General features: G+C 44.5%; 16 protein-coding genes. 8 read left to right on the forward strand and 8 right to left on the reverse strand.

What is annotated here, in order from left to right; genetic code table 11:
• Positions 1 to 726 (reverse strand): tellurite resistance TerB family protein, encoded by a 726-nt coding sequence (locus JRG66_RS06800; RefSeq protein WP_265165126.1) that lies wholly within the window; start codon positions 724 to 726, stop codon positions 1 to 3.
• Between the two features lie 148 nt (positions 727 to 874).
• Here JRG66_RS06800 and JRG66_RS06805 point away from each other — a divergent pair, with 148 nt between their 5' ends.
• The 3 genes from JRG66_RS06805 to JRG66_RS06815 all read left to right on the forward strand — a co-directional run bounded on the left by JRG66_RS06805 (position 875) and on the right by JRG66_RS06815 (position 2,868).
• Positions 875 to 1,285 carry a BrxA/BrxB family bacilliredoxin gene (locus JRG66_RS06805; protein WP_265165127.1) on the forward strand — a complete coding sequence of 137 codons (411 nt, stop codon included), beginning with the start codon at positions 875 to 877 and terminating at the stop codon, positions 1,283 to 1,285.
• A 153-nt stretch (positions 1,286 to 1,438) separates the two neighbouring features.
• Positions 1,439 to 2,179: a lysophospholipid acyltransferase family protein gene (locus tag JRG66_RS06810; protein WP_265165128.1), complete on the forward strand. Its 741-nt coding sequence runs from the start codon at positions 1,439 to 1,441 to the stop codon at positions 2,177 to 2,179.
• A gap of 20 nt (positions 2,180 to 2,199) precedes the next feature.
• Positions 2,200 to 2,868, forward strand: coding sequence for an HD domain-containing protein (locus tag JRG66_RS06815; RefSeq protein WP_265165413.1), 669 nt, complete (start codon positions 2,200 to 2,202; stop codon positions 2,866 to 2,868).
• On the opposite strand, the gene JRG66_RS06820 is transcribed toward JRG66_RS06815, so the two are convergent.
• The 7 genes from JRG66_RS06820 to JRG66_RS06850 all read right to left on the reverse strand — a co-directional run bounded on the left by JRG66_RS06820 (position 2,865) and on the right by JRG66_RS06850 (position 9,187).
• Positions 2,865 to 3,938, reverse strand: a complete 1,074-nt coding sequence (locus JRG66_RS06820; RefSeq protein WP_265165130.1) for a PA0069 family radical SAM protein — start codon at positions 3,936 to 3,938, stop codon at positions 2,865 to 2,867. The genes JRG66_RS06815 and JRG66_RS06820 overlap by 4 nt on opposite strands.
• 124 nt (positions 3,939 to 4,062) lie before the next feature.
• Positions 4,063 to 4,845 (reverse strand): enoyl-CoA hydratase/isomerase family protein, encoded by a 783-nt coding sequence (locus JRG66_RS06825; protein WP_265165131.1) that lies wholly within the window; start codon positions 4,843 to 4,845, stop codon positions 4,063 to 4,065.
• 6 nt (positions 4,846 to 4,851) lie between these two features.
• Positions 4,852 to 6,261 (reverse strand): sensor histidine kinase, encoded by a 1,410-nt coding sequence (locus tag JRG66_RS06830; RefSeq protein ID WP_265165415.1) that lies wholly within the window; start codon positions 6,259 to 6,261, stop codon positions 4,852 to 4,854.
• 84 nt (positions 6,262 to 6,345) lie between these two features.
• Positions 6,346 to 6,894, reverse strand: a complete 549-nt coding sequence (locus JRG66_RS06835) for a CopD family protein (RefSeq protein ID WP_265165133.1) — start codon at positions 6,892 to 6,894, stop codon at positions 6,346 to 6,348.
• Positions 6,849 to 7,115 (reverse strand): hypothetical protein, encoded by a 267-nt coding sequence (locus JRG66_RS06840; RefSeq protein WP_265165135.1) that lies wholly within the window; start codon positions 7,113 to 7,115, stop codon positions 6,849 to 6,851. The genes JRG66_RS06835 and JRG66_RS06840 overlap by 46 nt, the downstream gene beginning before the upstream one ends.
• Before the next feature lie 55 nt (positions 7,116 to 7,170).
• Positions 7,171 to 8,202 (reverse strand): ferrochelatase, encoded by a 1,032-nt coding sequence (hemH, locus tag JRG66_RS06845; RefSeq protein WP_265165136.1) that lies wholly within the window; start codon positions 8,200 to 8,202, stop codon positions 7,171 to 7,173.
• A gap of 94 nt (positions 8,203 to 8,296) precedes the next feature.
• A complete protein-coding gene (locus tag JRG66_RS06850) occupies positions 8,297 to 9,187 on the reverse strand; it encodes an AraC family transcriptional regulator (protein WP_265165138.1) in 891 nt (296 codons plus the stop codon).
• Between the two features lie 210 nt (positions 9,188 to 9,397).
• Here JRG66_RS06850 and hemA point away from each other — a divergent pair, with 210 nt between their 5' ends.
• From hemA to hemF, 5 genes are all read left to right on the forward strand, one after another.
• Positions 9,398 to 10,657 (forward strand): glutamyl-tRNA reductase, encoded by a 1,260-nt coding sequence (hemA, locus tag JRG66_RS06855; protein ID WP_265165416.1) that lies wholly within the window; start codon positions 9,398 to 9,400, stop codon positions 10,655 to 10,657.
• Positions 10,654 to 11,580: a hydroxymethylbilane synthase gene (gene hemC, locus JRG66_RS06860; RefSeq protein WP_265165140.1), complete on the forward strand. Its 927-nt coding sequence runs from the start codon at positions 10,654 to 10,656 to the stop codon at positions 11,578 to 11,580. The genes hemA and hemC overlap by 4 nt, the downstream gene beginning before the upstream one ends.
• 12 nt (positions 11,581 to 11,592) lie before the next feature.
• Positions 11,593 to 12,306 (forward strand): uroporphyrinogen-III synthase, encoded by a 714-nt coding sequence (locus JRG66_RS06865; protein ID WP_265165142.1) that lies wholly within the window; start codon positions 11,593 to 11,595, stop codon positions 12,304 to 12,306.
• Positions 12,307 to 12,440: 134 nt separating this feature from the next.
• Complete coding sequence (hemE, locus tag JRG66_RS06870) at positions 12,441 to 13,466, forward strand: uroporphyrinogen decarboxylase (protein WP_265165143.1); 1,026 nt, start codon at positions 12,441 to 12,443, stop codon at positions 13,464 to 13,466.
• 52 nt (positions 13,467 to 13,518) lie between these two features.
• Positions 13,519 to 14,421 (forward strand): oxygen-dependent coproporphyrinogen oxidase, encoded by a 903-nt coding sequence (gene hemF, locus JRG66_RS06875; RefSeq protein WP_265165144.1) that lies wholly within the window; start codon positions 13,519 to 13,521, stop codon positions 14,419 to 14,421.
• Positions 14,422 to 14,504 lie beyond the last annotated feature (83 nt).

Genomic DNA, 14,504 nt, shown 5'->3' on the forward strand with positions numbered 1-14,504 from the left:
TTAAAAACCTCGTTCCTTCTGTATCTGCTCATAAGCTTCCTGCACCCTGCGGAATTTTTCTTCGGCGCCCTTGATGTAGGCTTCATCCATATGCTGGATCTTGTCGGGGTGGTATTTTTTGGCCATTGTTCTAAAGGCCTTTTTCACCTCGGCATTGGTGGCCGATTTATCGATCTCCAGGATTTTGTAAGCATTATCGGTAGTTTTGAAGAACATGGCGTAAAGGCTCTCAAAGTCTTTCGCCCCGATTCTTAAATGCCCGGCAATCTGCCTGATTTTTCCGGCTTCGGCCTGGCTCACGTTACCATCGGCGTTGGCAATGCTGAACAAAAAGTGAACTATTTGTAAACGCGCGGCATACTGGGTGCGGGCTGCTAAAAATGCAGAAATGCGCCTTTCGTCAAGTTGCCGGTCTTTTACCACCTCATTAAAAGTGCGAAAAACAGCATTTGCACGATCTTTTCCGTAGGCCTGCACAAAATAATTGCGCACGTAATCCATCTCTTTCTGGCTCACCTGCCCATCAGCCTTGATTACAATAGCCGAGAGGGTCAAGAGATGAAGTTCAAAATCTCCGGGGGTCACCCGTTCCTCTTCATTCGAAATTGTGAATCCGCCTTTGCGGTTGGTAAGAGCATCTATAAGGCTTCCTATAATAAATCCGAGGATGGCTCCCCGAATCCCATAAAACATAAAACCGACAAAAGCGGCAAACCATTTGATCATTAGGGTACTTTTGGGCTGCAAAGATAGCATTTTACAACTTCTTTCTTTTTACCAGAGCAGCCTGCGAGGCTTTAACTTTACAAAATTTATGCTCTTAGTTTTATTTGGTATCTTTGTATCTTTAGTTTTAACGAAAAAAAATTGATATATGTATCCACCGGAATTAGTGAAGCCAATGCGAGAGGACCTTACCAGCATTGGGTTTGAAGAATTACATTCAGAAGAGCAGGTTGATGAGGCAATTGCCAGAAAAGGAACTACCCTGGTGGTGGTGAATTCTGTTTGCGGTTGCGCGGCTGCAAATGCACGCCCTGCCGCCAGAATAAGCCTGCAAAACAGCAAACGCCCAGATCATTTAGTGACCGTTTTTGCCGGGGTAGATCGTGAAGCTACAGAAAAAGCCCGCGATTACATGGTACCGTTCCCTCCATCTTCGCCTTCTATGGCTCTATTTAGAGATGGCGAATTGGTGCACATGCTCGAAAGACATCACATTGAAGGCCGTCCTGCCGAAATTATTGCTGATAATCTTACTGAAGCTTATAACGAATTCTGCTAAGAATTATAAGCAACTGAAATTAAAACCTGTCGAAAATGACATTTTTGACAGGTTTTTTTGTGCCATTCCCTGAAATAATCCACCCTGCTGAAATTCTGTTTTGCACGACAGCAATTAAATGCAGAAATTGCAGCCTTTTGCAAGCAAGTAAAAATGAAAACCTTCAAAAAGATCCTTTCTTACCCGCTTTCGGTAGTATTTTACATCTTCTTTTTTATCAACCTGCTGGTTTTCCACCCCATACAGTGGCTGTGTTTTAACCTGGGAGGCTATCAGCCCCACAAAAAGAGCGTTGACGTCTTCAATTTCTTCCTGCTGCGCTGCCTTAATCTTCTCGGCACCCGCTTCAGTATAGAGAATGAATATAATCTGCCTACAGACAGGCCCTGCATCTTTGTGGCCAATCACCAGGGTATGTACGATATTCCGCCCATTATATGGCATTTTAGAGAACATCATCCAAAATTTGTGAGCAAGAAAGAACTGGGCAGGGGAATCCCTAGTATTTCCTACAACCTGCGTCACGGCGGAAACCTTCTCATTGACCGCAAGAATGGCCGCGAGGCTTTGGTGAAAATGAGCAAATTTGCCGATTACCTCAACCAGAATAACAGATCGGCAGTTATTTTTCCTGAAGGAACCCGCAGCCGCACCGGGGCTCCCAAAAAGTTTGCAGTGCAGGGCTTGCAGCTGCTCATCAAGAAGATGCCTGAAGCCGTTATTGTGCCCATTACCATCAACAACAGCTGGAAATTGTTTCGCTACGGAAGTTTTCCCATGGGCATTGGCGTACACCTTATGCTGAAAGTTCACGAACCGGTCTCAGCTAAATCTGACACTCCCGATGCACTCGTAGCCCAGGTGGAACGCAGCATTACCGCCGACATCATCTAAAAATACCATTTTTGACACCTATGGAAAAAGACCAGATCATTGCCCGTACTGTTGATTTTGTTAAGGAAAAATTGAAAAATGCTGAAGGCGGCCACGACTGGTTCCATATTGAACGGGTATTCAAAAATGCCAGAATTATTGCCGCTTCCGAAGAAGTAGATGGGTTTATCGTAGCCCTTGGAGCCTTACTTCACGATATTGCCGATTCTAAATTCCACAACGGTGATGAAACTATAGGCCCCAAAATAGCGAGGCAGTTTCTACAGGAACAACAAGTGCCCGAAGATGCTATTCTTCATGTAGAGAATATCATTAAATGGATCTCCTTTAAAGGAGGAAATGAGGCTCAGGAATTTAGCTCCCCCGAACTTGATGTAGTACAGGATGCCGATCGCCTTGACGCTCTTGGTGCCATAGGAATTGCCCGCACCTTTAACTACGGTGGCCACAAGGGCCGGCCCATCTTTGATCCGGATATAAAACCGAACCTCAATATGACCAAAGAGGAATATAAAGCTTCTTCAGCCCCCACAATAAACCATTTTTACGAAAAACTTCTCCTGCTTAAAGACAGGATGAACACGAATACGGGGAAAAAATTAGCCCAGGAACGTCATGATTTCATGGTTGGGTTTCTTGAACAGTTCTATAAAGAATGGGGACTAGCCTCTCAAAAATGGCATTTTTAGAACAGCTTCATCTGGCCATCTTTATACTGCTCGTGCAAATCGCAATTTAAAACGGGGCGCTCCCTGTCTTTAAGATAAAGCTTCCGGGCAATGGCAAATTGCTGTGCCACCTGGTCGGCGATGTTGCCATCGCCCTTCATTCGGGTTCCAAAGCGGCTGTCGTTGAGGCTTCCGCCGTGGCATTCGGCGATTTGATGCAGCACTTTATCTGCCTTTCCCGGCATGGCTTTTCGTATCCATGAAGCAAAGATCTCACCAATGGCCCCGTTAAGCCTCACCACGGTATAACCCACGCCACAGGCACCCCTTTCTGAAATTTCTTTCACCAGCGGCAGGATCTCGTGGCTGTTAATTGAGGGAATAATGGGCGCCATCATCACATTCACCGGAATTCCTTTGCTACTGAGCAACTCCAGGGTTTGCAGGCGCTTTTTGATGCTGGCCGTGCGAGGTTCCAGGAGTTGCCGGTTTTTTTCTTCAAGGGAAGTAATGGAAAGATTCACCCGTACCAGATTGTCTTTTGCCAGTTCCTGAAGAATATCCAAATCCCTTTGAATAAGGGCATTTTTGGTAATTATCCCAACGGGATGCCTGTATTTTAAAAAGATTTGAAGTAACTGCCGGGTGATCTCGAGTTTACGCTCTACCGGCTGGTAACAATCTGTATTTCCCGAAAGCACGATGGGAGCTGCTTTCCAGCTCTTGCTGCGCAGTTTGGCTTCCAGCAGCTGCGGGGCATTGCGTTTCACCAGGATCTTCTGTTCAAAATCAAGCCCCGGCCCAAACCCCCAATACTCATGAGAATTGCGGGCATAGCAGTACACACAGCCGTGTTCGCAGCCCTGGTATGGGTTTAGAGAAAATTCCATCCCCACATCGGGGCTGGTAACTTTGTTGACTATAGTTTTTGGAAAGGTATCGAGAAAAGCCGTTTTTGAAGGCGCAGCCTCCTCTCCTTCGGCAGCACAATAGTTCAGGAAATCATCCCTCATCTGGTAAGATAAGGCGTCAAATCTGTTCTTTACCTGCTCCTGCGCTCCCCTTCCTTTGATAAAATCGTTCCCTCGCATAAGGGACAAAAATAGGATTTTTTCCTAATAATAGGATAAAATCCAAAGTTAATTAAAACAAAAAAGCTCCGGATGACGCCCAAAGCCTTTTCTCAAATCTCATATCTAAAATCTGATATCTAAACTATTTTCCGGGAAAACTGGCTTTTCTTTTATTTAAAAATGCTGAAGTTCCTTCCTTGAAATCTTCGGTTCCAAAAGAGCTTCCGAAGGCATCAATTTCAACTTCAAATCCGTTGACCCCCACTTCATAATTAGCATTTACAGCCCGTATAGCAGCCGAAATTGCCACCATGGAATTGTTCATGATCTTTCCTGCAATTTTTTCAGCAAGCGGAATAAGATCTTCGGGCGCGGTAACATGGTTTACAAGCTGGTAATCGAGTGCCTGTTGCGCATCTATCATCCCTGCGGTCATAATCATTTCCATCGCGCGGCCTTTGCCCACCAGCTGTGGTAATCTTTGCGTACCTCCATAGCCGGGAATCACCCCCAAAGAAACTTCGGGCAAGCCCATTTTAGCGTTGTCGCTGGCAATCCTAAAATGTGCTGCCATGGCGAGTTCGAGGCCGCCACCCAAAGCAAAACCGTTAACGGCTGCTATGACTGGCTTCGGAAAATTGGCAACCACATCAAACAGTTTCTCCTGCCCTTCAGCCGCAAGACGCCGACCTTCTTTTTGGGAGAATTCAGCAAATTCACTAATATCGGCACCGGCAACAAAGGCTTTTTCGCCGCTTCCGGAGAGAATGATCACCTTGATGTCATGATCTTCCCTGGCCGATTCAAAAGCCTCGTTAAGCTCCTCTATGGTCGCTTTGTTGAGGGCGTTTAACTTTTTTGGGCGGTTGATCGTGATGTAACCAATGTTGTTGTTCTCTTCGAACAGAATATTTTCAAAATTCATAATTAACTATTTTGGAAAATGCACCTTAAAGATAGTGCCTTTATTTAATCTGGACGTAAACTGAATGCTCCCGCCGCAACTTTCAACTATGTTTTTTACCATGGCGAGGCCAAGTCCCATTCCGCTCGATTTGGTGGTAAACTTGGGCTCAAACACCTTCTCTTTGTTCTCTTCGGAAATCCCCATGCCATTATCGGAAACTATGAGGCAGGCCCGGTCTTCTTCTTCGGTCACGGTGACCAGCACCGCCGGATTTTCCTCTTTTTCTACGGCCTGCACGGCATTTTTGACCAGGTTGGTCACCACTCTTATGAGTTGGGTCCTGTCAAATTTGGCTACTATTTCCTCTTTTTCCGAAGAAAAAAGGATGTAATCTTCATTAAAAATATCGAGTGCCAGTTTTACTATTTTTGGCACATTAAGGGTCTCATTTTGCTGCGCCGGCATCTTGGCAAAATTCGAAAAGGCCGAAGCAATTGAGCTCATGGTATCTATTTGCGTGATCAAAGTATCGCTGAACTCATCTACCTTTTGCTGCATCAGCGGATCATTGGGATCAAATTTTCTCTGAAAGCTCTGCACGCTTAAGCGCATGGGCGTAAGCGGATTCTTGATCTCATGCGCCACCTGTTTTGCCATCTCTCGCCAGGCCTGTTCCCGCTCGCTGGTAGCCAGTTTCGCGGCACTTTCTTCCAGCTCGTCTATCATCGAATTGTAGGCCGCCACCAGCGTATAGATCTCTTCACTCACGTTGCCAATTTCAATCTTGTGGTTCTTCTTGTCGAGCCGGGTTTGATGTATCCTTTCTGAAACGGTTTTTAAACTTCGGGTGATATATTTTGACAGGAAGTAAGCCAGCAAAATGGCCAGTACCAGCATGAACAAATAGACTTCGGTGAGCTTTACGAGGAAGTTCCTGAGGTCGCGGGTTATAAAGTAATCATCTTCGAGATACGGAAGGTTGAGAATAGCCAGGGGCCTGAATTTATTGTCAGTAATATAGGTATAAGAAGACTGGAACCTTTTGTCATTTTTGACAGTCTGCCTGATGATCCTTTTTCTCGAAGAAGATTCCAGCTGTTCAAGTATGCTGTTATCAAGCCGAAGATCGGTAGTATCGGGGAAGAAAGACTGGTTTGATTTTAAGATGAGGTCTCCATCAAGGCTGTAAACGTTAATGGGCATATTATGCACCTGAGAGATCTCGTGGATCTTATCATCCTGCTTAAGAATGAGGTACACCGTCTCCTCCTTTATCTCATAAGTGGTACTCTCCACCACAAACTTGATATGTTCCCGTATAGCCTCTTCCTTGCGTTCAAGCCTTTCCCTGTGGTAATCTTGGGCTTCCTGTTTGTACTGCAAAACCGTGATTCCTCCAATGAGTATGGATGCCAGCAGCACCAGCACGATCATGGAAAGAAATATTCGGGTTCTTAAAGAAAACTTCAAACAAGATGATTTTAGAATGACTATTTACGCAACAATAATTGAACCGTTCTAATGCTCTTCGTTTCTTGTGCGTATACGCTTATAGATTTTGATTCCCAGCATTAGCATTGCGGCCAGTAAAAATATCCCTGCCAGGCCAAAGATCCAGTTAAGCGCATCTCTTAAAATTACCAGAAATACCACCGCAAACAGGATTAGGGTTGAACCCTCGTTCCAGAGCCGCATCTGGTTTGACGTCCAGGTTACCTTATCTTTTTGGAGTTGCTTAAAAATATGATGGCTTTTGCCATGATAGGCAAAAAGAAGCAGTACGAAAGTGAGCTTCACGTGCATCCAGGGCATTTGAAGCCAGCCCGGCACCAGGATAAGCAGCCATACCGCAAAACAGGTGGCAAGAATAGCCGAAGGCCAGGTAATGATATACCACAACCTCCTGGTCATGATCTTTAACTGATCGCTTAAAATGCTCTTTTGAGGTTCGGGTTTATCAAGTGCTTCGATGTGGTATATAAAAAGCCTCGGAATATAAAAGAGTCCGGCGAACCAGGTGATCACAAAAATGAGGTGCAGCGATTTGATATAGTTGTAGTATTCCAATTTATGCTGAAGGTTTTTTGCTGGGGTTTAGATATGTGTGAAAGATGGAAAAGATAAGCACCGAAGTGCCTGTCAACCTGTAAATCATCACATATGGAAATTTTTTCAAACCCGGCTTCAGAAACTCCAAAGAGTAATTCTTCTACCTTTTTTAAAATAACCTCATTCTCACAGGCGATTATCTTTTGCAGAAGTTCTAATTTTAGCTTATCCTTTTCCATAGTGTATCAAAGATAATGAAAAGCCCGTTCTAAAGCTAAGGTGTCAAAAATGGCATTATACGGCCACATTCTGGTGCGCCCACTCGTCAATCCACCGGGCCAGCACTTTCACCCAGTCATCACGGTCATTTAAACAGGGTACCATGGTAAATTTCTCACCGCCGGCTTCTTCAAAGATCTCTTTTCCTTCCATCGCGATCTCCTCAAGCGTCTCCAAACAGTCGGAAACAAAGGCCGGACATACCACAGCAAGATTTTTCACCCCTTCAAGGCCTTTTCTTTCGATGGTACGGTCGGTATAAGGCTGCAACCATGGATCAAACCCAAGCCTGGACTGAAATGATACCGAAAATTTCCCCTTTTCAAGCCCCAGCTGTTCGGCTACCAGCTTGGTGGTCTCGTAACACTGGTGGCGATAGCAGAATTGATGCGCTGCCGAAGCTGTCTGGCAACAACTGCCATCTATCTTGCAATGAGAATTAGTGATATCGCTCTTTCTAATATGCCTTTTTGGAACCCCGTGGTAGGAAAACAAAAGGTGATCAAAATCTACCCCTTTTAAAGATTCTGAAATACTTGAGCTCAACACCCGAATGTAATCATCGTGATTATAAAATGCGGGGACAGAAGTAAACTGCATCTGCGGAAAATGCTTTTTCCTGAGCTCTTCTGCCAGCACCAGGATGGTTTCGGTAGTGGCCATGGCAAACTGCGGATACAACGGAAAGATCAATACTTCATCTACCCCCTGCGCCTGTAATTCTTCGAGGCCTGTTTTAATGGAAGGTTTTCCATAACGCATCGCAAGGGCAATGGGCACAGAGGTTAGCGCATCTACTTTTTGCTGCAGCCTTTCGGAAAGTACAATGAGGGGCGAGCCTTCGTCCCACCAGATTCTCTGGTAAGCTTCAGCCGATTTTTTGGGCCTGGTATTTAAAATGATGCCACGCACCAGCAGCGTGCGTGCCCAATAGGGTACATCTATCACCCTTTCATCCATAAGAAATTCATCCAGATATTTCTTTACATCTTCCGGATCTGTACTGTCGGGCGAACCCAGGTTCACCAATAATACTCCTTTACTCATCTGTTAAATTTGTGGCAAAAATACGATTATTAAATTCGGCTAAAAAGCTTCAGAAAAGCTCAAAAAAAATAGTTCCATTGAAGAAATTTATAGCCTAGCTTTCCGAAGAAAGCGACATGAGATACTTCTTTGGGGTGGTGCCAAATTTCTTTTTAAACGCTGCTATAAAGTGGCTCGAGGTGCTGTAGCCAATCCTTAACCCCACCTCATTCACGTTGTATTCGCCCGAATCGAGCAGCTTGCGGGCATATTCCATCTTATAATCGAACAAAAAGCTGAACACCGAATCTCCGTAGATCTGCTTGAAGCCTTCTTTCAGCTTTTTAAGGCTTAGGCCTATTTCCCGTGAAAGCTCCTGCAGCGAAGGTGGCTCGGCCATATTGGCAATGATAATTTCTTTGGCTTTTCTAATTTTAAGCACGTTCTCTTCGTCACTTAAAAAAGGGCATTGTTCAACATCGGGTTCTTCAGATTTATTAAAAAACAAACTGAGCAACTCGTATGCCTTGGCCTTAAAATATAGGTTTTTGATGCTGGGCACCACGTTGTAATTGGCAATCTGGTTCAATACGATCACCATTCCCGGCGTGAGGGGGCTGTCTTTATAGTATTGTTTATCGCGGTTCTCAAGGCTAAAAAAACTTACGTAACCCGCTTCTTCAGAAAAAAGCGCATGAAATTTTTTTAAGGAGATCACTATAGAAATTACCCAGCTGCCGGCCTGTAGCTCCAAATCTATGGGCAGGTCTCTTTTTGGGTTGTACAAAAGCAGTGCATTTTCTTCTAGCAACGGGACCTTGTAACTGCCGTTATTGAAAAAAAACCTTCCTTCCCCCTTTCCTGAAAAGTGAAACTGTATAAAATTACTGTTGATATTCCGCTGAATTTTCACCCGCTCCCTGGTGGGATTTTGGAACCGGAGCAGATAAAATCCTTCTTCCAAACGGGTTTTTTCATAGGTACTTTGAGCGACATTTTCCTGCATGGCAAAATCAATTTTTCAGTAGCTTCTATTTAGAAACGTTCTAAACAAAATTGCTGCATTTCCATATTTCACAGGTAAAAATAGCTCAAATAAATGATTTTGATCAGTTTTTGGTACAAAATCACGTGCAACGACAAAAAATGTACTTTGAGCGTTGTTTTTTACTTTAGCCTTAGCTTAAATTTGCCCGTTAGAATGCTATTCAGGTACATGGAAGATTATAATATTTCTAGAGGAAAACATTTTTATACCATAGGGCTTAGTTACAAAAAAGCCGATGCAGAAGTAAGAGGACATTTTAGCCTGGACGATACCGGAAAGACAAATTTGCTTGAGCAGGCAAAAGCTGAAGGTATTGATGGGCTCATTGTAACCTCCACCTGTAACCGAACCGAGATTTACGGTTTTGCCCAACACCCTTTCCAGTTGATCAAACTGCTTTGCGAGCATACCCACGGCACCGTTGAAGAATTTGAAAAAGTGGCTTATGTGTATAAAAACAAAGATGCCATTTCTCACATGTTTAGAGTGGGCACCGGTCTTGACAGCCAGATATTGGGGGACTTTGAAATAATTAGCCAGATAAAATCGGCTTTTACACAATCAAAGGATATCGGAGTCTCAAATCCATTTTTAGAGCGGCTGGTGAATGCGGTGATCCAGGCGAGCAAGCGCATTAAGAATGAAACAGGAATATCATCGGGAGCTACTTCAGTAAGTTTTGCATCGGTGCAATATATTCTGAAGAATTTTGAAAACCCTGCCGATCTCAATATCCTGTTGTTTGGAACCGGAAAAATTGGGCGTAACACCTGCGAAAACCTGGTAAAACACACCAAGAACCACCACATCACCCTCATCAACAGGACCAAAGACAAGGCTGAAAAAATTGCCGGAAAATTTGATCTTACCGTTAAGGATTATGCCGATCTACAGGCCGAAATAAGACAGGCCGATGTTTTGATAGTGGCTACGGGCGCTCAAAACCCAACCATTACCAAAGACCTTATCTTTAACAAGAAAGACCTGTTGATCTTAGACCTTTCTATCCCTAAGAATGTGGCTAATGAAGTTGAAGAACTTCCCGGGGTTTCCCTTATTCACCTTGACCACCTTTCACAGATCACCGATGAGACTCTGGAAAGAAGAAAAGCCGCCATCCCACAGGCTCACGAGATCATTGCTGAAATGGAAGCCGATTTCAACTCATGGCTTGAAACCCGAAAATTCGCCCCTACCATAAAAGCCCTGAAAAAGAAACTCCGCACAATGAAAGATGCGGAAGTGGATTTTCAACGCAAAAAAATAGAGAATTTTAATGAACGCCAGGCTGAAGTGCTGGGAGATCGCATTATTCAAAAGATCATGAACCAGTTTGCCAATCACTTAAAAGGCGATTCCAATTCTACCGATGAAAGCCTGGAATTGATCCAGAAGGTGTTTCAACTTGAAGAGACCGTGAAAAGATGAGCAAAGTGATTCGCATAGGAACCCGTGACAGCGAACTTGCGCTGTGGCAGGCAAATGCCGTGAAGAATGCGCTGGAAAAACTGGGGCACAAAACCGAACTGGTGCCGGTAAAATCACAGGGAGACCTGGTGCTTGACAAGCCCCTGTACGAATTCGGGATCACCGGAATTTTCACCAAAACCCTCGATGTCGCCATGATCACAGATCAAATAGACATCGCCGTACATTCCATGAAAGATGTTCCTACTGCACTGCCACAGGGCATTGTAGAGGCTGCGGTCTTAAAAAGGGCAAATACGCACGACATTCTGGTGCATAAAGGAACCGATTTCCTCAATGATGATGACGGAATAATCGCCACCGGAAGCCTGCGCCGCCAGGCACAGTGGTTACATAAATACCCCAACCACGAGATCGTTGACCTGCGCGGAAATGTGAATACCCGGCTTCAAAAACTGGAAGACAGTAACTGGAACGGTGCTGTATTTGCAGCGGCAGGCCTTGAGCGTATAAATTTAACTCCCGAGGCTTATATTGACCTCAGGTGGATGATCCCTGCCCCAGCACAGGGAGCCATGCTGGTGGTGGCAAAAGAAGATGATGAGTTTTGCCGAAAAGCCCTTGCTGCTTTAAACCATAAACCTACAGCAGTTTGTGTACACATTGAAAGAGAATTCTTACGAGTGCTGGAAGGTGGTTGTACCGCACCTATTGGTGCCCTCGCTACCATTCAAGACGAGACTGTACATTTTACAGCGGCACTTTTCAGCCTTGACGGTCAGGAGAGAATTGGAGTAGAAAAAGAAATTCCGGTATCTCAGTATGAAGGTTTTGGGCGCAAATGTGCCGAGGAAGTGTTAAATGCCGGCGGCGATGTGCTTATGCGCAAGATCAAGGAAGAGGTAAACAACACCAAAGGCTAATCTTACAATCTTTTGTCCGCTAAAGAAACCAGACACGAGGCTAAGAGGTCACTTTCCAGAGAGAGAGCGGGCGCAAGTGTACTTTCTACAAAAAAACTAAGCCGGGGCCAGAGAGAACTGCTCTTAAATAAAGGAATAGGCCTCGTGGAAACCGATTTTATTGCGATACAACCTTTGGATTTTGAAATTGGAACGCTCCCTGAAAATGTCATTTTTACGAGCAAAAATTCGGTAAGGGCGATACTTCAGCATCCTCGGATAAAGGAAATTCAGCAGAAAAATATTTTTTGTGTAGGCGAAAAAACCGAAGCTTTCCTGAAACATAACAGCTTCAGGGTGTCAAAAATGGCAAATTACGGGGCCCTTTTAGCTTCAGAAATCATTGAAAACCACAGTAAAGAAAATTTCCTGTTCTTCTGCGGAAAAAAGAGGCGTCCCGAGATCCCAGGGCGATTAAGATCGGCAGGGGTACCACTTACCGAAGTAGAAGTATACGACACCCTTTCGGTGCCCAAAAAAATAGATCGTATCTTTGAGGGAGTGCTGTTCTTTAGCCCCAGCGCAGTGCGAAGTTACTGTTCCAGAAATGATTTAAAGCAAAGCACAGCCTTTTGTATTGGGACCACAACAGCTTCCGAAGCAAAGAATTTTACAGATAATATTGTTATCGCCAGCACACCTACTATTGAAAATGTCATTGTGCAGGTGGTAAAAACTTTTAGATAAACCGGCATACCTAATAAAAATGAGACCTGAAACGCTGGAAAAAAGCTCTAGTGAAAAAAAACAAAATTTTCAGGAAGTTCACGATATACGCAGACTTAATTTGTCTGCACAACTAACATTCGAATAATAAAATTATGATAAAAAACGATCTTTTTCTTCGAGCTTTAAAAGGCGAAACTGTAGAGCGGCCACCGGTATGGATGATGCGCCAGGCAGGAAGGTACCTGCCCGATTTTATGAAGCTCAAGGATAAGTACGATTTCTTTACCCGCTGCCGCACACCTGAACTGGCTACAGAAATTACCGTAATGCCAATTCACCAGGTAGGTACCGATGCCGCTATTTTGTTCAGCGACATTTTAGTGGTGCCACAGGCGATGGATATTGAGGTGCAAATGAAACCTGGATTGGGCCCATGGTTACCCAATCCGGTGAGGACGATGGCTGATGTTGAAAAAGTAATTGTTCCCGATGTTCATGAAACTTTGGGTTATGTTATGGACGCCGTTAAAATGACCAAGAAGGAGCTTAATGACGAGGTGCCGTTAATTGGTTTTGCTGGCTCCCCATGGACGATACTTTGCTATACGGTACAGGGCCAGGGTTCCAAAAACTTTGATATTGCAAAGAAATTCTGTTTTACAAATCCGCAGGCTGCCCATACCCTGCTCCAGAAAATCACTGATACCACTATAGCTTACCTGAAGGCAAAAGTGGAGGCAGGGGTAGATGCGGTTCAGGTATTTGACTCCTGGGGCGGCATGCTTTCTCCCGAAGATTACCAGGAATTTTCATGGAAATACATTCAGCAGATCATTGATGCGCTAAAACCTGAAATCCCGGTGATCGCCTTTGGAAAAGGCTGCTGGTTTGCCCTTGATACCATGGCCAAATCGGGCGCTTCGGCTCTTGGCGTAGACTGGACCTGCTCCCCGCAAATGGCGAGAAAATTAACGGGAGGCGAAATCACCCTGCAGGGAAATTTTGACCCCAGCCGCCTTTATTCGCCACCGACCCAAATAAAACAAATGGTACACGATATGATCAACCAGTTTGGGAAAGACAGGTATGTGGTAAACCTTGGCCACGGAATTTTACCCGATATTCCTGTTGAAAATGCCATTGCTTTTGTTGAAGCAGTAAAGGAATATAAAGGCTAATCATTAGGAAAAGCTTTCAGAAAAAAGCTTTCAGAAAAAAGCTTCAGAAAAAATGAAGGAGAAATTTTACGCATACATACAGGACCTGCAAGATCGCATCACAGCCAACCTTGAAGCCATTGACGGAAAAGCCGTTTTTAAAGAAGACCTCTGGAAAAGGGCTGAAGGTGGCGGTGGCCGCACCAGGGTGATTGAAGAAGGTGATGTCTTTGAAAAAGGAGGCGTGAACATTTCTAAAGTATATGGCCCGCTTGCCCCTGCCATGCAAAAACATTTTGGGGTGGGCGATGTGAACTTCTTTGCCTGCGGATTAAGCCTCGTGCTACACCCAAAAAACCCAATGGTACCCACTGTACACGCAAACTGGCGCTATTTTGAGATGTATGACAAAGGAGGAAACACGGTAGATAGCTGGTTTGGCGGCGGACAGGATCTTACTCCTTATTATCTTTTTGAAGAAGATGCCAAACATTTTCACCAAATATGTAAAACTGCCTGTGACCGGCATCATCCAGATTTTTATGCGGAATTCAAAAAACGCTGTGACGAGTATTTCTGGAACTCCCATCGGGATGAAGCCCGTGGGATTGGCGGTTTGTTCTTTGATTATTTAAGGCCTTCTGAAGAAAGGAGCAGCGAGGAATGGTATGATTTTGTCACCGATGTGGGCGACAGTTTTTTGGAAGCTTACCTTCCAATAGTTGAAAAAAGAAAAGATCTGCCCTACAATGAACAGCAGCGGAACTGGCAGGAAATAAGGCGGGGCCGTTACGTGGAATTTAACCTGGTTCACGACAAAGGCACGCTGTTCGGACTAAAAACCAATGGCAGGATAGAAAGTATCTTAATGAGTTTACCGCCACACGTTCAGTGGGTATATGACCACCACCCCGAGCCAGGAAGTGAGGAGGAGAAGCTGGTGGAGGTCCTGGCGAATCCGCGGAAATGGGTTTGATTTAATGGTCAGTGAAAGTGTTTATGACATTCAGACCTTGAACTATAAACATTAAACCTTGAATAACAGGAATCTTGAATTTT

Source organism: Salinimicrobium tongyeongense, from assembly GCF_026109735.1.
Classification (GTDB): Bacteria; Bacteroidota; Bacteroidia; order Flavobacteriales; family Flavobacteriaceae; genus Salinimicrobium; species Salinimicrobium tongyeongense.